17 protein-coding genes are annotated in these 18209 nt (G+C 45.5%); 4 read left to right on the plus strand and 13 right to left on the minus strand.

Going from position 1 to position 18209, the window contains the following annotated elements:
• Positions 1-2: 2 nt before the first annotated feature.
• Together HMPREF1705_RS01215 and HMPREF1705_RS01220 are read right to left on the minus strand one after the other, a co-directional pair.
• Positions 3-1358 (minus strand): acyclic terpene utilization AtuA family protein, encoded by a 1356-nt coding sequence (locus HMPREF1705_RS01215; protein ID WP_040347819.1) that lies wholly within the window; start codon positions 1356-1358, stop codon positions 3-5.
• Between the two features lie 14 nt (positions 1359-1372).
• Positions 1373-2074, minus strand: coding sequence for a GntR family transcriptional regulator (locus tag HMPREF1705_RS01220; RefSeq protein WP_050767847.1), 702 nt, complete (start codon positions 2072-2074; stop codon positions 1373-1375).
• Positions 2075-2246: 172 nt separating this feature from the next.
• Between HMPREF1705_RS01220 and HMPREF1705_RS01225 the strand changes: the two genes are divergently transcribed.
• Both HMPREF1705_RS01225 and HMPREF1705_RS01230 read left to right on the plus strand, forming a co-directional pair.
• The gene (locus HMPREF1705_RS01225; protein WP_040347817.1) at positions 2247-4121 is read left to right on the plus strand and encodes a thiamine pyrophosphate-dependent enzyme; all 1875 of its coding nucleotides are present in this window, start codon (positions 2247-2249) and stop codon (positions 4119-4121) included.
• Positions 4122-4149: 28 nt separating this feature from the next.
• Positions 4150-4722: a 2-oxoacid:acceptor oxidoreductase family protein gene (locus HMPREF1705_RS01230; RefSeq protein WP_009200534.1), complete on the plus strand. Its 573-nt coding sequence runs from the start codon at positions 4150-4152 to the stop codon at positions 4720-4722.
• Positions 4723-4842: 120 nt separating this feature from the next.
• On the opposite strand, the gene HMPREF1705_RS01235 is transcribed toward HMPREF1705_RS01230, so the two are convergent.
• Positions 4843-6009, minus strand: a complete 1167-nt coding sequence (locus HMPREF1705_RS01235) for a SurA N-terminal domain-containing protein (protein ID WP_009200533.1) — start codon at positions 6007-6009, stop codon at positions 4843-4845.
• Positions 6010-6160: 151 nt separating this feature from the next.
• Between HMPREF1705_RS01235 and HMPREF1705_RS01240 the strand changes: the two genes are divergently transcribed.
• A complete protein-coding gene (locus tag HMPREF1705_RS01240) occupies positions 6161-7645 on the plus strand; it encodes an ABC1 kinase family protein (protein WP_009200532.1) in 1485 nt (494 codons plus the stop codon).
• Between the two features lie 10 nt (positions 7646-7655).
• Here the strand turns inward: HMPREF1705_RS01240 and polA are convergent, their stop codons facing one another.
• Positions 7656-10226: a DNA polymerase I gene (gene polA / locus HMPREF1705_RS01245; RefSeq protein WP_009200531.1), complete on the minus strand. Its 2571-nt coding sequence runs from the start codon at positions 10224-10226 to the stop codon at positions 7656-7658.
• A 162-nt stretch (positions 10227-10388) separates the two neighbouring features.
• Between polA and gltX the strand changes: the two genes are divergently transcribed.
• Positions 10389-11708 (plus strand): glutamate--tRNA ligase, encoded by a 1320-nt coding sequence (gene gltX, locus HMPREF1705_RS01250; protein WP_009200530.1) that lies wholly within the window; start codon positions 10389-10391, stop codon positions 11706-11708.
• 78 nt (positions 11709-11786) lie between these two features.
• On the opposite strand, the gene HMPREF1705_RS01255 is transcribed toward gltX, so the two are convergent.
• From HMPREF1705_RS01255 to HMPREF1705_RS01295, 9 genes are read right to left on the minus strand one after another with little or no spacing between them, the layout of a single operon-like run.
• The gene (locus tag HMPREF1705_RS01255; RefSeq protein ID WP_009200529.1) at positions 11787-12191 is read right to left on the minus strand and encodes a 4Fe-4S binding protein; all 405 of its coding nucleotides are present in this window, start codon (positions 12189-12191) and stop codon (positions 11787-11789) included.
• 12 nt (positions 12192-12203) lie between these two features.
• Complete coding sequence (locus HMPREF1705_RS01260) at positions 12204-13199, minus strand: respiratory chain complex I subunit 1 family protein (protein WP_009200528.1); 996 nt, start codon at positions 13197-13199, stop codon at positions 12204-12206.
• Positions 13196-14431, minus strand: a complete 1236-nt coding sequence (locus HMPREF1705_RS01265; RefSeq protein ID WP_009200527.1) for a hydrogenase large subunit — start codon at positions 14429-14431, stop codon at positions 13196-13198. Before HMPREF1705_RS01265 ends, HMPREF1705_RS01260 begins: the two co-directional genes overlap by 4 nt.
• Before the next feature lie 14 nt (positions 14432-14445).
• Complete coding sequence (locus HMPREF1705_RS01270; protein ID WP_009200526.1) at positions 14446-14991, minus strand: NADH-quinone oxidoreductase subunit C; 546 nt, start codon at positions 14989-14991, stop codon at positions 14446-14448.
• On the minus strand, positions 14984-15466 hold the full coding sequence (locus tag HMPREF1705_RS01275) for an NADH-quinone oxidoreductase subunit B family protein (RefSeq protein ID WP_009200525.1): 483 nt from the start codon (positions 15464-15466) through the stop codon (positions 14984-14986). Before HMPREF1705_RS01275 ends, HMPREF1705_RS01270 begins: the two co-directional genes overlap by 8 nt.
• 12 nt (positions 15467-15478) lie before the next feature.
• The gene (locus HMPREF1705_RS01280) at positions 15479-15820 is read right to left on the minus strand and encodes a hypothetical protein (protein WP_009200524.1); all 342 of its coding nucleotides are present in this window, start codon (positions 15818-15820) and stop codon (positions 15479-15481) included.
• The gene (locus HMPREF1705_RS01285; protein WP_009200523.1) at positions 15820-17379 is read right to left on the minus strand and encodes a proton-conducting transporter transmembrane domain-containing protein; all 1560 of its coding nucleotides are present in this window, start codon (positions 17377-17379) and stop codon (positions 15820-15822) included. Before HMPREF1705_RS01285 ends, HMPREF1705_RS01280 begins: the two co-directional genes overlap by 1 nt.
• The gene (locus HMPREF1705_RS01290) at positions 17376-17723 is read right to left on the minus strand and encodes a sodium:proton antiporter (RefSeq protein ID WP_009200522.1); all 348 of its coding nucleotides are present in this window, start codon (positions 17721-17723) and stop codon (positions 17376-17378) included. Before HMPREF1705_RS01290 ends, HMPREF1705_RS01285 begins: the two co-directional genes overlap by 4 nt.
• Positions 17713-18207, minus strand: coding sequence for an MnhB domain-containing protein (locus tag HMPREF1705_RS01295; protein WP_009200521.1), 495 nt, complete (start codon positions 18205-18207; stop codon positions 17713-17715). The genes HMPREF1705_RS01290 and HMPREF1705_RS01295 overlap by 11 nt, the downstream gene beginning before the upstream one ends.
• Positions 18208-18209: the final 2 nt, after the last annotated feature.

Here is an 18209-nt window from a genome sequence, read left to right on the forward strand (position 1 = left end):
AACTACACCTCCATTATATTAACAGGGAAAAGACTTACAGGATCATCAATCTCCATAAGATGATAAACGTTAAATGCAAACACTTCTCCTAAGGGAATCTCGAGAGGCGTGAATGGAAGTGCTATGTTACCCGCCGTACCTATGCGTCCTTCATAAGGACAATGCAAAAGTTCCGTCCGAGCACGTGAGCAAATCGCAGTTGCTAGCTCTTGTGTAGATGCTGCAACCTCAAGAATTATGCACAATTCGAGCGGCATAAAATTTTTAATAGGTTCTAGTTCTGCCATAACCCCATTTTTGCCATATACATGGTATATCATTTGATATTGATCCTCGGGTATATCCTTGAAGTAATCCTTAACATCCTCCGTCACTCTAGCCAACACATCATCAATATGATCTATAAAAATAGGGTCTCTTGCACCTGCTATAAATATAGAGCGGAACCCTACCTTCTTTGCTCCTTCAAGTTTTACTGTGTATTTATCCAAAGGATTGAATTTACTGCCAGAAATTTTAACCCTTCTATCATCTATTTGTTCAAAACTGGTATTAGATAAATCCAAGATACCACCGGGACCAGGTAATAAGTAAGGATGAGATTTTTCGTATAATGTATGCGCTGCTACTGACCATGTGGTACAACGTTCATCGAGGCTTCCAGGCTCAAGAATAAAGTGATCTTCCCTTATGGTACCGAACATCACTTTTCCTGCGGGTTCTGCACAGAGAGCCCCGCACTCCATTATCTTACCCATATGCCAGGCAAGTCCTGGATCAAAACCCTCCTTTATTGGTAGCGCCGCTATGGTAACAGGATCATAAGACCTTCCGGCTATTACAATATCTATATCATTTTCTTTTAAGACCTTAACAATTGGCTCGACGCCCATTTGCGCAACTATAGTAGTGGCTAAATCCACTTCTTCTTCAGATAGATGCTCGACAGGTCCACAGGGTGCTATTTGCCCTTTTTTCAATTTTTCTTTAACTATGGACTTATCAATCTCGCTATATATTGTTGCAATCTTAAAATGATATCCCTTCTCTCTAGATATTTTTTTTATAATATTTATAAAAGTGTCTACTTGAGCGTTGGTCCCAGCCCCACCTGCAGAACTAATTAATAGAGGGATCTTTTTCTCTGCGATAGCTTCTAGTAATAACGATATATCTTTCGTGTAAGCCTCTTTAGAACATGTCATAACACCCATAGCCAGTTTATGTGGACCACTATCAGTAGAACCAGAATCGACTGCTATTACGTGAGGGTCCATTGATAATGCTCGTTTAAACCACTTAACTGGAAAACCATAACCCAACATTCCGTTTGGCGTAAGAATGCGAAGCTCTTTCACTTTCACTTCACCACCTATTTACTGATTTCTGATTTATCGCAAAGACCTTCTTCTCTTAAAAATGCCTCTAGGGCACCTGTTAAGTGTTTTTTGACTGCCATTTCGGCACGTATTGGATCACGTTCAATAACCGCTTGTAATATTTCTTCATGGTCATTGAGAGCAACTATTTGCCTTTCTCGCTTTGCCATGGATATAGTTCTAAATTGTTCCAAATATTCCATATAAACTCTGACAAGTTTAATTAATCTAGGCATCCTACAAGATCTGACCAATATATCGTTAAACTCCTGACAAACGGAGAATAATTTATCGGCTTGCGATGATTCAGTATATTTTCTCATTAGATCTACTAATTGTTTTAATCGATTAATTTCGGCAGGGGTAATTTTTTCTACGGCTTTAGAAACGGCTAGAGATTCGAGTGAGATTCGGATAGCGTAAATTTCCTCCACATCTTCTTTGGTTATTCCTTTTACAAACAAACCCTTCCGCGGCACTCTTTTTAAAAGTCCTTCTGCTTCAAGAACTCGCAATGCCTCGCGAACCGGAGTACGACTTACATTAAGCATTTGAGCAAGATCCGACTCTACTATACGATCACCAGACACTAATGTTCTGTTTAAAATTGCCTCTCTGAGACGCTCAAGCACTAGATCTCTGGCAGGTCTAAAGTCATCATAAGGTATGGGTTCAATCAATTTTTGTTCGTTCATCATGCTCTGCCTCCGTATGAAATCAATTACATCATTTTTGGATACTTGCATCCTGAATACAAGGATACAATTTATATGCTATTTGTCAAGTATCTATTTTGATACTCGAATAATTTCTTATATGTGTTAAAATAAATTTAATTCAATTTATCTGATAAGTGAGGTGACAATCTTGAAGAGCTTAGGAGAGATGCTTTTAAGAAAGGAACCTTTCAGCGAGATTGTCATGGGAGATACTGCAATTGTGAGGGCTATGATAGAGGCAGGGGTAAGGGTTGCAACGTCCTATCCGGGTTCTCCCACTCCAGAAATCGCCGAGGCAATAGCCTCCGTACCTTTTGATCAACGCCCTTTCTACTTCGAATTTTCGACGAACGAAAAGGTAGCGCTTGAGGTAGCCTTCGGAGCCAGCATAAACGGTCATTTATCATGTCCATTCTTTAAGAGTGTGGGCCTAAACGTTGCAGCCGATTCCTTCGTTCAACTTTCCATGATGGATCTTTTGGGCGGCATGGTGATAGTGCTGGGAGATGACCCCGGAGCCAACTCTTCTCAAAACGAGCAGGACAACAGACATCTTGCTCGCCTGGCTTATGTCCCCGTCTTTGAGCCCGCCACACCAAAGGAAGCATATAAAATGTTCTTGGAGGCAGCCGATCTGGCTAAGAAACACCACATGCCGATTATCGTAAGGCTTACTACCCACGTCTGCCACGCAAAGGAAAAAGTTGGTTTTGGGCACTGGGAGCCCCGGCCTTTGGACAAAACGTCACGTTTCGATCCTAAAACTAGCTGTTATATTCCCCTGACCGCGGCGACTGTATACCCCATGAAGCGAAGAGCTCTCCAAAACATAGATGCCGTCAAAAAATATGCTGAAGACTCGCCCTTCAACACTACCGTAGATAACAGCAATAAAGAAAGGGGTATTATAACGGTAGGCCTGCCATTTTTATCGCTAATGGACACACTTCAGTTTGCCGAAAGCAAACCAGATGTGTTAAAACTTGGCATGGTATATCCTCTGCCGGAAAAAACCATTGTCGATTTCATGGCCTCCCACGAAGAAGTAAAAATACTTGAAGAACTGGATAATTTCATAGAACTTGAAATCAAAAGCCTTGCCTTCGATCATGGACTGAAGACGAAAATTTTAGGCAAAAAAGACGCAGAAGATTGGATAGGCGAATATGTACCCGAAAAGGTCTATCAGGTTATGAAAAAAACATGGAATGACCTGCTTCCGGAGACGGACTTTTCTCCCAAAGGCGTTTTGCCTTCGCCGAGGCCTCCTCAGCTTTGCCCCGGATGCGGACACAGATCCGCCTTTTACGCGGTAAAACGGGCTTTAAAGGGCACCGACATAACTGTTGCCGACATAGGCTGTCATACCCTGGGTTACCTTGAGCCTCACGAAATGGGGCAGGTCCTCTTGTGTATGGGACATTCTACGGGCACGGGATCGGGCCTTTCTTTGTTCAACGACGAACGGAAGGTAGTGGCTTTTATAGGTGACTCAACCCTTTTTCATGCCGGACTACCGGGCATTATCAACGCAGTCTTCAACCGCCACAATCTGACGCTCGTAATAATGGAAAACGGCACGACGGCAATGACGGGTCATCAGGATCATCCCGGATCGGGAAAGAACTTTAACGGCCCAACAGACGCAATATCTATAAAGAAAATGCTTGAAGGACTTGGCGTCAACTCCGTCAGAGTTGTCGATGCTTACTCGCAGGAAAAACTCACCGAAGCCATCAAGGAAGCAGTTAGCGAAGAGGGCTTTTCCGTCGTCATAGCTACCCATCCTTGTATGCTTAAATTTACCAGAGAGCAACGCAGGAAGGGCAAAGGTGTGGAAAGACAGGTATCGGTTGACAAGGAAAAATGCGAACACATATATGAGTGTCTTAAGGCCTTTGCCTGCCCTACTTTTCAGCTCATGGACGACGGATCCGTAATAACTTCCAAAGAGCTGTGTATAGGAGACGGCTCTTGTATTCAAACCTGCCCTGTCAGGGCAATAGGTTATCAGGATAAATAAGGCTTCCCGAAGGAACGGAGGGGTTAAAATGAAGCTAGATATTTTCGTGATCGGCGTTGGCGGCCAGGGAATAGGATTGCTTAGCGAAACCATTATACGCGCCGCAGATCATGCTGGTCTGACCGTAAAAGGAGTCGACACTCACGGATTGGCCCAACGCGGCGGAATGGTAACTTCTCACATTAGAATAGGAGAGGATGCATTTTCTCCTTTGATAATGCCGGGGCTGGCCGATATGGTCTTGGCCCTTGAAATTCACGAAGCCTTAAGAGGGCTGAACACATATCTCAAAGATAAAGGTACTTTAGTTTATTACAGCGTATCACTGCAACCTCTGAACGTACGGCTTGGCGAAGAAAAACCCGTTACTATCGACGATATAAGCAGGGAATGCAAGAAGCGATCTGTCAAAGAATACGCCGTTTCAAGGGAAGTGCCCGACCCTCGAATGCAAAACATAGCGATACTCGGAACCCTGGCAAGGGAAAGGCTGATCGATTCGGTCGAACCAAGACACTACGAAATGGCCTTAGAGGACCTGTTGTCCGGGAAGGTTCTCGAATTGAACTTAAACCTTTTTCGTTCAATTTTAGCAGATTAATTCTTCTTATCATATAACTAACTAACTTCCTATAATAAAAATAGCAGAGAGGACAACCTTTATTAAAGAAAGTCCTCTCTGCTATTTTCAAAAGAACAGTTTCAGTTTTCAAAGATTATATTATTGCTGCTGAGCCTCTTCCTTGGCATCGGTCTCTGTCTGCTCCGCCGTTTGGCTTTCTGCCTGATTTTCGGACTGGCCTTCTTCTACGACCTCTGCTCCAACATCGCTGTCTTGGCCACCCTCTTCTTCCGCCGAAGGTTGTGCAGGTTCTTCGACCTTTGGCGCCTCAAATACGGAAGAGTCGACTATCTCAACGTTAGCCCTATCTACCAAACCCTGCAAATACTCCTGACGTTGCGCTTGGGCTTTCTGCTGGCTTAAAGCAAGTTTAATATTTTCTTTAACCTCATCATATGGGATCTTTTCCTGTTTTTGGTATCCTTTGACCAAATAGATACCAAACTGCTCCTCATCAAGCTGGATTGGTCGGCTAAGCTCGCCTTCTTTTAGCTCCTTCAGAGGGAGCAACTCTTCCTGGGCTTCCAAAGTCGTCATTGGCAACAGTAAAGGCTTATCATAGGAAGTGCTGTGCAAGGCTTTATCGCCATACTGACTCATCACATCATCCCATGTCTGTCCACTCGCAAGGGCATCCCTGACTCCTTGAGCTGTTTTTTCGTCGGAAAAAATGGCGAAGTTCACCCACAATCCTTCGGGGCGCACGAAGTAGTCGTCGCCTCTGGCCTCATAAAACTCCTGCATTTCTTCCTCGGTAACCGTATCGTCCGTTTTTACCGCCGTCTGCAATAGCTTCTGCTGAGCCAGCTGCCTTCTTAGTTCTTTTTTAAGATCTTCCTCTTTGATGTTATATGCGCTTAAATAATCCTGGTAGGCTTCCTTTGTCGGAAACTGGGAAATTATCCTATCCATGGCCACGTTTATCTCATCATCTGTGACTTCGATCTTGTTCTCCTTGACTTCCTTATCCAACTCCATATCTAAGACTATTTGGTCCAAAACGTGTTTTCTCAAAATATAATACTGACTCTGAGGTAAGTTGCTTATCCCCATCTGGTCCATTAATTGCCTAACACCCATATCTATCTGAGAAAGCATGATGTTGGTTCCATTGGCTTTGGCCACCACTTTATCCTTTTCCGTAGTAGCGGAAGAATCTCCTCTTCTGGAGTAAATGCCATATCCTGCAAATATGGAAATAACGAATGCTACTGCGACTGCGATCATGATTACCTTAGTTCTCGTTCGAAGCGCCTTTAAAATCATTACAACCTTCCCCTTTCATTATTGTTCCCAAAAATCATTCACATATTTTCTATACACATAACAGCACATAGTATATATCACAACAGTTATTTTAACAAAATCAGTATATCTCCGTATATAATAGAGGCATCGGACAAAGAGGTGATACTTTTTGAGCATTTTAACGAGAGGTAGCGAGCTGACGCTAAATGCGATACCGCTATTCATCAAGCTTCGCAGGCTCAGTTTAAGGAGTTATAAAACCATACCCGAGGACGAAGTCTACGATATAAAAAACAGATTTGAACACCTGGGGCCTTCGTTCATCAAGCTCGGCCAAATGTTGAGCTGTCATTACGACGTGCTGCCACCCATTATAGCAGAAGCTTTATCCCATCTGTTGGACGAGTTACCCCCCTCTCCTTCGCCAAAGGTGTTTAAGCTCATCCAGGACGAGCTGGGAGACAAGTTGGATGAGATATCCTTTTGGGATCCCCAACCCATTGGCGCTGCCAGCTTGGCACAGGTTCATAAATGCGACCTCAAGGACGGACGGGTTGCTGCGATGAAGATCTTAAGACCAGATGTCGAGCAGCGCATCGAAGAAGATATAAAAATAATGCGCTTTTTGGTCAAGAGACTCCCCGACTCTCAATCATTCCCCATCGATCTGAAGGATACAGTTGATGAATTCTCAAGCAACATCATCAAGGAATTGGACCTTCTCAGGGAACTGGCATGCATGAGAAAATACGGCGAAGGGCTGCCTGCCGAATGGGAAGTAAAAGTCCCAAAGGGATACGCCGGGTTATGCACCAAAAATATACTCACCATGTCGTTTCACAACGGCCAGAGGCTCGATAGGGCCGTGCCTCATTTGTCACGTTTCAGGCGTCACCATATGGCTCTTTCTCTGGCAAAGACCTACTTATATAAATTTCTAAAAGAGGGGCTCGTTCATACGGATCCTCATTTTGGAAACATATTGGTGGATGAAGACGAGCATCTGGTGCTTTTGGATTACGGCGCCACTACCTTTTTATCAGAGAAGATAAGACATAAATCCATGTTGCTCTTTTGGGGGTTGCTGCGCAGGGATATCAGCCTCGTCTACAGCAGCCTCGCGTCCCTTGGAGTAATTCAGGGTCAATCGGATCCTTTGGCCATTGAAAACGAAATATACGACTTTCTCGAGGACTACCTGCACAGGCCCTTAGGACAGCTTTCCTTGCCCGACATGCTAAAAGACATGATAGCCCAAAGCCCTATCTGGGGCATAAAGATACCAAAGCCCCTGTTATATCAGGTCAAGGCCCTATCGATGCTCGAGGGAACTCTCCACACGCTGGATCCCGAAATTGGCTTTGAGGAGCTTTTAAACGAAAGTTTCCAGGAAGTCACCTCCATACTTCACCTTCAGCCAATCCTCTTCATGGAGCTTGGAAAGGAAAAAGTAAAACAAGCCCTATTCGACATTTCCATGACAACAACATCGACGAGCAGAAAACAGCAGGAGAAAAGAGGCGATACATCAGCTTTGGGCATGGCCTTCTTGCTGTCGATTTTCGGCATCGGCTTCATGGCTTTGCCACAGGGCGCTCACCCATATTGGTTTGCCCTTTGGCTGTTTGCCTCTCTTATTCTCGTCAGAAGGTAGCGGCTGCGCTTCACACTTCGGCCAAAGTGCGGCCGCTCTTTAGGTTAACCTCCAGAGGCACCGAAAGCTCTACGGCGCTTTCCATGCTCTCTTTAAGGATCCCGGAAACAACTTCCTCATCCTTTGCGGAACACTCACAAATGAGTGAGTCATGAATTTGCAATATTAGCGCAGCATCAATATTTTCTCTTTGTAGGGCCTCGTCCAAGCGTATCATGGCGATCTTCGTTATGTCGGCGGCCGTGCTTTGAATTGGGGTATTAATAGCGACCCTTTTCAAAGCTGCCGTGCTGTTTCCCACTACTGTAGTAACCTCGTTCAGTGGTCTTCTTCTTCCAAAAAGCGAGAGGGTATAACCTCTCTTTCTCGCCTCCTCATAGCTTTTTTCAATGTAATCTCCCACTTTAGGAAAGGCAGAAAAGTACCTATCTATAATTGTTTTGGCCTCTTCTCTGCCTATATTTAACCTCGATGCAAGGCCATAGGGAGTCATCCCGTACAGCAATCCGAAGTTTATCATTTTCGCCATTCTCCTAAGTTCGGGGGAAACCTTTTCCGTATCCACACCAAATATCCATGCTGCCGTCTCTGCATGAATATCTCTACCCCTCTCAAAGGCTTCGCATAGCTTTTTGTCTCCTGAAATGTGCGCCAGAACGCGCAACTCTATCTGTGAATAATCGGCAGCGATAAATATGCCGTCCCTTCGATCCGGTACAAACGCCTCCTTTAATTTCATTGCCCAGTCACCGTAGGCAGGGAGGTTTTGAAGGTTTGGATCTCGGCTGCTCAACCGCCCGGTACCGGTGCTCGTATGCTCAAATGTGGTATGCACCTTGCCGGTCTTGGGATCGATGGCGTCGATCAAGGGCTGTACAAATCCGGTAAGCATCTTAGTAAGCTCCCTGTGATCCAGGAGAAGTTTTGCCACCAATGCCTCGGGCCTATCCAATCGACTTAACTCCTCAAGAACGGTAACATCGGTCGAATATCCCGTTTTAGTCTTCTTTATGACAGGTAATCCCAGGTGATCGAAAAGCAGCCAGCCAACCTGCTTGGGCGAGTTTAGGTTTACCTTGTAACCGGCCGCCATGTCTATGGAGGCCTTTACGTCATCGAGCGTTCTCTCCAGCTCTTGCTTTACCTTCCAAAGATGGTCCAGGTCGAGGCGTATTCCCTTTCTCTCCATCCTTGAAAGGACAACCGACAGAGGTATATCGATTCGATACATGAGGCCATGCAATGCTTCGTCCATCTCTGAAGATATCTTCCCGTACAGGTCAAAAAGGGACAAAGCCTCTTTATCCAGGCCTTCTTCGCTTTTCAGCATCTTTTTTATTTCGGCCAAACCTTCTTTGGATGACGATTTGTCGGGATGAAGCAAATAATAAGCTATTTTGCCGTCCCATACCTTGTCCTTTTCAAAGGGTGCTTTCTTAATTGAAGTTGTAAACTCCTTGAACCCCCAGATCAGGATTTCTTTTTCCCTTAATTTTTCGACCAAAGCATCGTAATCGTCATCGCCTTTGGGCTCTAACAAATAAAAAGACCCTTCCCTTTCGGCTAAGACGCATCGTGAAAGGGCAAAGGACTGAGGATAACGACCCCTGCCTTCAAAGGCTAAGGCTACGATTTTACTCCAATCTTGGCTTTCCTCAGTGTTGGGCGTCTTTTCGCCCTCTCCCGCTTTAGAGCGAGTTTCCCTGGAATCGACATCCTTTACTCTCAGGCCAAGCCTTTCGGGTATCTGCTTAAAGCCAAGCCTTTGAAATATACCAATCAGTGCTTCATTGTTTCTTTCTCCTCCGCCTTTAAATTCATCGGGGCTTATACACAAGGTATCACGCAGGCGAATGAGCTCTCTCCATTGGAACAGTTCGTCCTTTTTATCCTTCAGGCTCGATGCAATTTTTTGGGGCAGTTCGTTTATGTGCTCATATAAATTTTCCAAACTGCCATATTGTTGTATTAATGCCGAGGCCCTTTTGGACCCAATGCCGGGAATGCCGGGAATGTTATCCACTTTATCTCCTATCAAAGAGAGATAATCGGGAAAGGAAGAGGGAGGAAAACCAAACTCCTCTTCAAAGGTTTTTTCATCATATACCTTGAAAGTAGAAACGCCCTTTATGGGTCTCATGACTTTGACATCAGCCCTTATCAACTGGAGCATGTCCTTATCGGCCGTCAGCACTAAAGCGCTGCCCTTTCCCTCCAAAATACGAACGACAGAGGCTATTGCATCGTCTGCCTCAACGCCCTCAATCTCTATGACGGGATAACCGAGGTATTTCATTATTTCCTTTATGAGGAGCAATTGCGACTTAAACTCCTCAGGAGTCGGAGGCCTTCCTTCCTTGTATTCTTTGTATGCTTCATGCCTGAATGTCTCGCCTTTTGCATCGAAAAAGACAATGACTTGATCTGGGTTTTCATCGTTTATTATCTTAAGCAGCATATTTAAAAATCCTAATATTGCATTGGTGGGCATCCCATCGGGCGCGTTAAGTTCCGGCAAGGCATAGAAGGCTCTGAAGGCCAAGGCATGTCCATCCACTAAAAGTATCCTTTCTTCCTTCAAAAAGCGACATCTCCCTTTTAGTTTTTGATACAATTGTAATATATGCAACAGCCGATGACAAAGGCAGATTTTTGTACCATCTTCAAGTCTAAAAATGCCATAATGTTTATTGAATGCTACAATATCACATTACTCGTTACTCTTGATTAGGAGGTATTATTCATGGACGGAGTCAGAGTTCGCTTCGCCCCGAGTCCAACGGGAAATCTTCATATTGGAGGTGCCCATACGGCACTTTTTAATTGGCTTTGGGCAAGGCACATGGGCGGTAAATTTGTGCTTCGCATAGAAGATTCGGACAGAGAAAGGTCAACCCTGGAATATGAGGAAAGCATATATTCCGGCCTTGAATGGCTTGGCTTGCTGTGGGACGAAGGCCCCAGAGCCGGTGGTCCTTATGGTCCCTACCGTCAATCCGAAAGGCTTGAGATATATAGGGAATATGCCGGCAAGCTGGTGGATAGGGGGCTCGCCTATCGCGAAGGCGAAGCCATTATATTCAGGGTCGTTCCCGGCGAGATAGTGTCCTTCGATGATATAGTTTACGGACATATTGAGGTTAAAAGCGAGACCTTAAAGGACATAGTAATGATAAAAAGCGACGGAATGCCAACTTATAATTATGCCGTTGTCATAGACGACTACACTATGTCCATAACCCACGTCATAAGAGGGGAGGACCACATCGCCAATACGCCTAAGCAAATATTGCTTTATAAGGCCCTGGGTTTCGAGCTCCCGCAATTTGCACATCTGCCAATGATTCTTGGAAAAGACAAAAAGAAACTTTCTAAAAGGCACGGAGCCACCAACGTGCTTGAATATAAAGATATGGGCTTTTTGCCAGAAGCGTTATTTAACTTCCTTGCTTTGCTGGGATGGTCACCGGGAGATGACCGCGAGATCTTTACCATAGAAGAAGCCGTCGAGTTGTTTGACATCAAAGATGTAAACAAAAGGGCAGCGGTATTCGATATGGACAAATTGCGCCACATCAATCAAGAACATATCAAGCGAATGAATCCCGACAAACGTCTGGAAGCCGTCAAGCCATTCTGGGAAGATTTGGGACTGCCTTATCACAACCATAGCTCCGATTATCTGGCCAAGGTCTTAGGTATAATGGAAGGAAGGGGACAAACCTTAAAGGAGCTGGCAGAATATACTGATTATTTCTTGACCTTCGAGCCCGTTAAAGAAAGGGTCGATCGCGAATACGCTGCAACTTCTAAGGAGGTGTTGGGTCCCTTTTGTGAGGATATGATAAAACTATCCCAGTGGGAAACAAAGGCTTTGGAAGATTTCGCTCGAGAGTGGAGCAACAAAAAAGAGGTGCCTTTAAAAAAGATAGCCATGCCGTTGAGAATCCTTCTGACGGGCACCAAGGTTAGCCCGGGAATTTTCGAAGTTATCGAACTTCTTGGAAAGGACGAGACGATAAAAAGGCTTTCCCACTGGGGCATACTCAACGTATCCGAATAAGTTTTCAAACTAAACTTTGAAAAAAGGGCCCGAGCATTTTAATCATAAGCCGCTCGGGCCCTTTTTGTATTCGTATTTCTAATTATTCCCCACCACAACCTGTTCTTTTCTATTATAGGAGGCCAGTAAGAACTCGTTGCTCATCGACAGACACTGTACAGGGCATATCTCGGTACATTGAGCACAGAAACAACATCGGTCAACATGTACCATAATTTTCTTTTCCTCCGTTATATAGGATATAGCATTGGCGGGACATACCCTTACGCACAATCTGCAGCCGATGCACTTATCTTTATCGTATGCTATCCTTCCCCTGAAGCCCTCGGGCGTTGGCACCGGTGGGTTAAGCTTTGCCTCGCCCGATTTAACCCTTTTCAAGACAGCCAACAGGTGATCCGGTATGTGCGCCAGCGGAAACAAATTGGTAAAGGGTTTTTTGAAGAATTGCTTGATGTTGATAAATAACATTTTATTTATCATTTTGTGCCCCTCCTAAAAAAACATCACATCTAGCGTAACGAGGACCATCCCCGCCAGCGCCAACCCTCCCATTTGAAACCAGTAAAATTGGGAGGCCTGCCATATTTTAAACCTTCCGTACATCGTTCTGACTACAGTAATGGCCACGATCTGAACCAGAAACACCTTTACCCAAAACCAGATAAAATCTACCAGCACGAATGATGCTCCGTTTAAGCCAAACAACTTGCCCAGCGAAAAGGGAAAGAAGAGGGGTACCAACAATGCTGACATGGCAAGGGATCGTAGAGCAAAAGTAAGTTTAAACAGCGCTAAATTCCTTCCCGAATATTCGGCCAAGAAGCCTTCCAAAATCTCCGTCTTGGCCTCGGCAATATCCATCGGGACCTTGCCCACTTCTGCCGGGACCACTCCCAGCAAGGAGAGAAGAAGGGCAAAAATTCCCATGCCGCCAATCAAACCGACGGTATTCCATACAGGAACAGAAACAAAGGTCTCCAAGCTAAAAGGAGCTCCCGGAACTCCCCTCTTGTATACCAACCATGCCAGAGTCAAAACCACGAGTGCCAAGGGAAGCTCATAGCTCATCATCAAGACCATTTCCCGCTGTGACCCGACGTTGGCATAGGGAGAGCCGCTGGCGAAGCCTCCGATAACCATCATCACAGCGGAAGCTGCGAGTAGGTAGAGTATTAAAATAATATCTCCGTTTCCGGCCAAGATTGGCGGTATGGAACCGATGGGAATATATAAAAAGATCAACAGCGTCAACGCCATAGCCATCCAAGGAGATGCCTGAAACACGGCCCTGACAGCCCTTCTGGGAACTATGGACTCCTTTCCCAACAATTTTATTACATCGTAAAAAGGCTGCAGCAAGGGCGGTCCAAAGCGCCTCTGCATTCGAGCGTGAACGATCCTATCGACTCCTTCATACAAAAGAGCAATCAATATAACAAGGCAAAAGAGCGCAAAACCCGATACAATCTTCGTAAGCAGCGGGCTCATCTATGCATCAGCCTCCTCGTCTTATCACGGCACATCCTTATCAGCTCCTCCTTGGTCGCGACAGTAGATGAACCTTTTTCATTAACGACCAACATCCTCTCCATACAAGAAATGCAGGGGTCTATGCTGTTAATGATTAGCGGAGCATCAGCTATCTCCTGATCTTTAAACATAATGGGCCACGACATGGCATTCGCATAGGTTGGAGCTCTGACCTTCCACCACGTAACGTTTTCCTGCGCCTGAGTCAGTTTGATGACATGAGTATCATCTCCGCGAGGCGCTTCTATAGATGATTGACCTACACCATCAGCTGTCTTTAACAGGTTTAACAGTTTTGCTGGTTTCGGCTCATGCATGATCGGCCCTTCCGGCAGGCCGTCCATGCACTGTTCTATAATTTCCAAAGACTGATAAACCTCCATGACCCTCACGAAAAATCTGTCGAAAACATCGCCCTGAGCATTGCCGAAGTAATCCTGCGGAACAATTGGCTCTACCTTCAAATCCTCGTAAGCCTCATAGGGGGAAGACCATCTGAGGTCAACGCGCAATCCGCTGGCACGCGCCGTGGGGCCAACGGCACAATATCTCACGGCATCTTTTTCGGAAAGCACGCCAACGTTTCGCATCCTGGCTTTGACGATAGGATCTTCGGTAACGGCATTATAAAAATACGAGAACTCCCGCTTGTAATATTCGACCATTTCTTTTATTGCTTCAGCCACTTGGAAAGTTATATCCCGACGAACGCCCCCTATCGTACCGACGCCATAATTTACCCTATTGCCCGTCATGGCCTCCAATACGTCCATGACCTTTTCCCGAAGCAACATACCCAAATTGAAGGCTGAGTCGTATCCGAAGGTATAACAAGCTACGCCAGCCCAGAGAATATGGGAGTGTATACGTTCAAGCTCCAGCAAGATAGTGCGTATATACTTTGCCCTCGGAGGAACTGGAATGCTGGCTGCATCTTCTACAGCCCTCACAAAGGAAATTATGTGAGCAAATGAACAGATACCACATATCCTTTCCGCCAGATATATGACTTGAATGGGATTTCTTTCCCTTGCCATATATTCAATCCCTCGATGTATTGCGCCAGGCCGTATGCGCACATCTACAATTCTTTCGCCATCAACTTGCAGCCAGGCAGTAATCGGCTCCTTGAGGCCTACATGAACAGGACCGATCGGAATAGTATAAGTTTTTCCTTCTCCAATAGCCATCGTTCATCACCTTTTCAAGAAAGTTCCCGTATATGTTTGGGAGACAACCCGGAATCGTCACGCCGCCAGGGATGAACCTTTTCATCCCAATTTTCGGGCAAAAATACCAACGATTGATCCGGCAACCCCTCGAAAGACACGCCCAGCATCTCATGCATCTCTCGCTCGCTGTATTCAATGCCAGGAATCTTATCATAAAGAGAAGGCATCGTAAGATCATTCTTTTGAACTTTTACAGAGACGACAACGCCCACTCTTTTGCCTCGTCCCGCACTGGTAAAGAGAGAGAAATGGTAATTCAGCAATACGAAATCTCCCGCATCATCTCCGGATATCACATGAAATATAGGGAAATCGAGCATAAAGAGGGAGTCGACAAGATCAATAAAGGCACCTTTGTCGCATGTGATCCACATGTCATAAAAGGACGTCTTTTCTTTTGCTCCAGCCACCCTCTCTCTTATTTCCAAGCTTTCCAGGTTATTAGTTAACCTTTCTTCCAAGAAAGATTTTATCTCCTCAGGCGTTTTAGGAAGATGGTTCAGGCTGTATTTAAACATCGGCAATGCCTCCCGTCCCCGTCCCAAGAAGCTCGTTTCTTTTTTCCTCGAGCTTTGCGATCGCCTTAGTTACGCCATCGATGATCGCCTCAGGCCTCGGCGGACAGCCATGTACATAGACATCTACGGGAAGTATTTGATCCACAGGACCGTCTAAGTTGTAGGATTTATAAAACACGTCCCCGGAGGCACCGCAATTTCCTACGACTATTACCACCTTAGGATTGGGCATTTGAGCATAAACTCTCCTCAACCTATCAGTCATATATTTCGTAACCGGTCCGGTGACCAATAAGGCATCGGCATGCCTTGGAGTCCCTACTAACTTCATGCCAAAGCGTTCTATGTCGTATCTGGGCGTAAGCAGGGCAACAATTTCTATATCGCAACCGTTACAGGACCCGCTGTTGCAATGAAAGGCCCATATCGACCTCGGCAAAATTCCAAGTTCTTTCTTTATGTCCACCTTAAACATATCCACGTCCTCCTATAAAAGAATCAAAATCGAAATGACGGCAACAGTTACGACCAAAATCCCCATGTAATCGGACAGTATTCCCGTGTGCATGCTCACCAACACATCGTAGAAACGGGAAAGCGCTTTCGTAAAACCCCAGTAGGACGAACTGGCGGGAATGGCCAAATCCTCGCCGTCTTGGGGAACCGGATTTCCTCCGTAAAATACTTCATCCTGATATGTGCCCTTTTCGTAGTCTCCTCTTCCCGTCGAGCGCAAGAATAAAACAATAAGAGCTCCAAGGGCAAAGAACATAACCCAAGCATATACGTTCCAAAAGCCAAATCCTGTGTATACAGTCCCGAGAACCATTATAGACCACTCCCCATTACTGCCTGAATATAACTGGCTTGGTTAACTAAATCTCGGGCAGCAGGTTCAATTAAATTAGCTAACGCCCAATTTGGCATCAAGCTAAGAGAAATTATCATGACGCAAAGGACCATCATGCCCACAATCATGCTCAAAGGTACTTCTCTGACGTTATTCAAGTCATCCCTCGACGGACCCAAAAAGCCCGACTGAAAGACCTTGACAAAAGAAGCGAGGGTCAATATAGAGGTTACCATCGCGACCACAGCCAAAAAGGGATGAACCACAAAAGAGGATTCGTATATCAAAAGCTTGGAGACGAAACCGTTGAAGGGAGGCAAACCTGCAATAGCAGCCGCCGCAACCGCAAACATGAAGGTCGTATAGGGCATTTTCCTGGCCAATCCCCCAAGCTTGTTAAGATTCGTCGTCCCGGTAGCGTAAAAAAGGGAACCCGCTGTCAAAAAGAGCAATCCCTTATACATTGCATTGTTGATTATATGGAAAATACCGCCCTTCATTGCCGTAAAACCGTATTCGCTCATGGCTTGCGAACTAGAAAGGGCGAGCAATCCCAAACCTATGCCCATAAGCATGTAACCCGTCTGCGAAATGCAGTGATATGCCATCAGGCGCTTCGCTTCCTTTTGTATAACTGCCATTATTACCCCTATAAACATGGAAAGCAAACCCAAAACTATTATCACCCATGCAAGCACGTTGCCCTCAAAGGCCTGCCCGTAAACGGAAAAGGCAATTCTAAACATCCCGTAAAGCGAGGCTTGTCCGACCACAACGAGGAAACAAGAAACGCCTGCCGGCGCCTGACCGTATGCATCGGGCTCCCACATATGCAAGGGAACGGCCCCGCTTTTCATTGCCAAAGAAACGATAAAAAGCACCAATGCAAGTTTTTCCAGGAAACCCACCTGCATGTTTTTGGCTATTGCTGCCATATTAAGCGTCCCATACACACCGTACAGGATACCAACGCCTATCAAAAAAATGAGAGCCACAAAGGTCGACAATACGGCATATTTAAAGCTCGCTTCTATCGCTTCGGGTCTGTCGCGCCAAAAGGCTATCAATCCGAAGGACGCCACTGAAGCGATCTCGAGAAAGACGAAGAAATTAAAGAAATCTCCCGTCACCTCAAGGCCCAGCATGCCGGCAAAAAGGAGGAAAAATAGGGCCACAAACTTATTTCCATCATTAACACGATCTAAGAACCTTACGGAGAACAAACCGCTGGCCAAGGTGGCTATAGACCCGGCAAGAGCCATAAAAGCCCCAAATGCATCGACCTCCATAATTATCCTGATGGGCAAGGTCATGCCCGAAGGAAGCGTAAGGTTCCATCTTTCGCCACCCATTACATAGACCAATGTACCGTTAATTGCGACGTGTCTCCACATAAGAAAGGCCAAAACTGTCGTAGCCACTAAAATTGTTGCAAACCATAAATTACGCAAGCGCGGTTTTACCATTGCAATAGAAATAAAGGCCCCTAGCAATGGGACAGAAACTACCAAAGCGGGAAGGTGTACCTGCCAACTCATCCCCTAAGCCTCCTTATCTCGTGGACGTCCAGTGTCCCGTAATGTTTGTAAAGAAGCATGATCAACGTCAACAAAAGCGCAGTAGTAGCTAAACCAATGACTATTGCTGTAAGCGTCAAGGCCTGCGGTGTCGGCAAGACCATTTTTTTGAACTCGCCTGCCAATGTGTAAACGGGTATGGAACCTCCCGTCCGATAGCCAAGGACTATTAAAAAAAGGTTCGTGGACGACTCTATTATGCTAACAGCAATGGCTATTTTTATGATATTACGCTTAAACAAAACTCCATATAACCCAATGACGAACAATGCTCCGACTGTTAACATGGGAACGTTATTTATCATCCTTTACCCCCTCCTTGCCGCCTTCAGAGACATAACGCATTCCTAAAAACATAAAGATGAGAATGGTCGAAAGACCACCCACGACTTCAAGGCCTACGGCTATATTGGCCAACGCTATGGTGCCGGAGGTGTTCAGAACGCCCACATTGGGCCCTATAGGTACGGCAGATCCGAACAAGCCGCCTTTCAAAGCCAGAAAGTTATATAGAAAGGTCGTAGACAAGCCCAAAAAACCGACACATACGAAAGCAACCAACCCGGCGCCCTCAAAGGAGGAGAAAATTTCCTTTTTAACCCATCCCAAGAAGCTCTTTCCTCCATGCGCAACCAATAGAAGGGCTATAAAGGTGGCCACTATGGCTCCGCCCTGAAAACCGCCGCCAGGCGTCAGATGGCCGTGCAGTATTATGTAGGCTCCAAAGATTGCAACAAACCAGGCAAAAATATTGCAAATCGTTCTAACAACTATTGATAGGGGCCTCATTG

This window comes from Acetomicrobium hydrogeniformans ATCC BAA-1850, from assembly GCF_000160455.2.
Lineage (GTDB): Bacteria > Synergistota > Synergistia > Synergistales > Acetomicrobiaceae > Acetomicrobium > Acetomicrobium thermoterrenum.

Coding starts and splice junctions, on each gene's coding strand:
- HMPREF1705_RS01220 (WP_050767847.1), bottom strand. CDS start 2,074: ATGAACGAACAAAAATTGATTGAACCCATACCTTATGATGACTTTAGA.
- HMPREF1705_RS01230 (WP_009200534.1), top strand. CDS start 4,150: ATGAAGCTAGATATTTTCGTGATCGGCGTTGGCGGCCAGGGAATAGGA.
- HMPREF1705_RS01235 (WP_009200533.1), bottom strand. CDS start 6,009: ATGATTTTAAAGGCGCTTCGAACGAGAACTAAGGTAATCATGATCGCA.
- gltX (WP_009200530.1), top strand. CDS start 10,389: ATGGACGGAGTCAGAGTTCGCTTCGCCCCGAGTCCAACGGGAAATCTT.
- HMPREF1705_RS01255 (WP_009200529.1), bottom strand. CDS start 12,191: ATGATAAATAAAATGTTATTTATCAACATCAAGCAATTCTTCAAAAAA.
- HMPREF1705_RS01260 (WP_009200528.1), bottom strand. CDS start 13,199: ATGAGCCCGCTGCTTACGAAGATTGTATCGGGTTTTGCGCTCTTTTGC.
- HMPREF1705_RS01265 (WP_009200527.1), bottom strand. CDS start 14,431: ATGGCTATTGGAGAAGGAAAAACTTATACTATTCCGATCGGTCCTGTT.
- HMPREF1705_RS01270 (WP_009200526.1), bottom strand. CDS start 14,991: ATGTTTAAATACAGCCTGAACCATCTTCCTAAAACGCCTGAGGAGATA.
- HMPREF1705_RS01275 (WP_009200525.1), bottom strand. CDS start 15,466: ATGTTTAAGGTGGACATAAAGAAAGAACTTGGAATTTTGCCGAGGTCG.
- HMPREF1705_RS01280 (WP_009200524.1), bottom strand. CDS start 15,820: ATGGTTCTCGGGACTGTATACACAGGATTTGGCTTTTGGAACGTATAT.
- HMPREF1705_RS01285 (WP_009200523.1), bottom strand. CDS start 17,379: ATGAGTTGGCAGGTACACCTTCCCGCTTTGGTAGTTTCTGTCCCATTG.
- HMPREF1705_RS01290 (WP_009200522.1), bottom strand. CDS start 17,723: ATGATAAATAACGTTCCCATGTTAACAGTCGGAGCATTGTTCGTCATT.
- HMPREF1705_RS01295 (WP_009200521.1), bottom strand. CDS start 18,207: ATGAGGCCCCTATCAATAGTTGTTAGAACGATTTGCAATATTTTTGCC.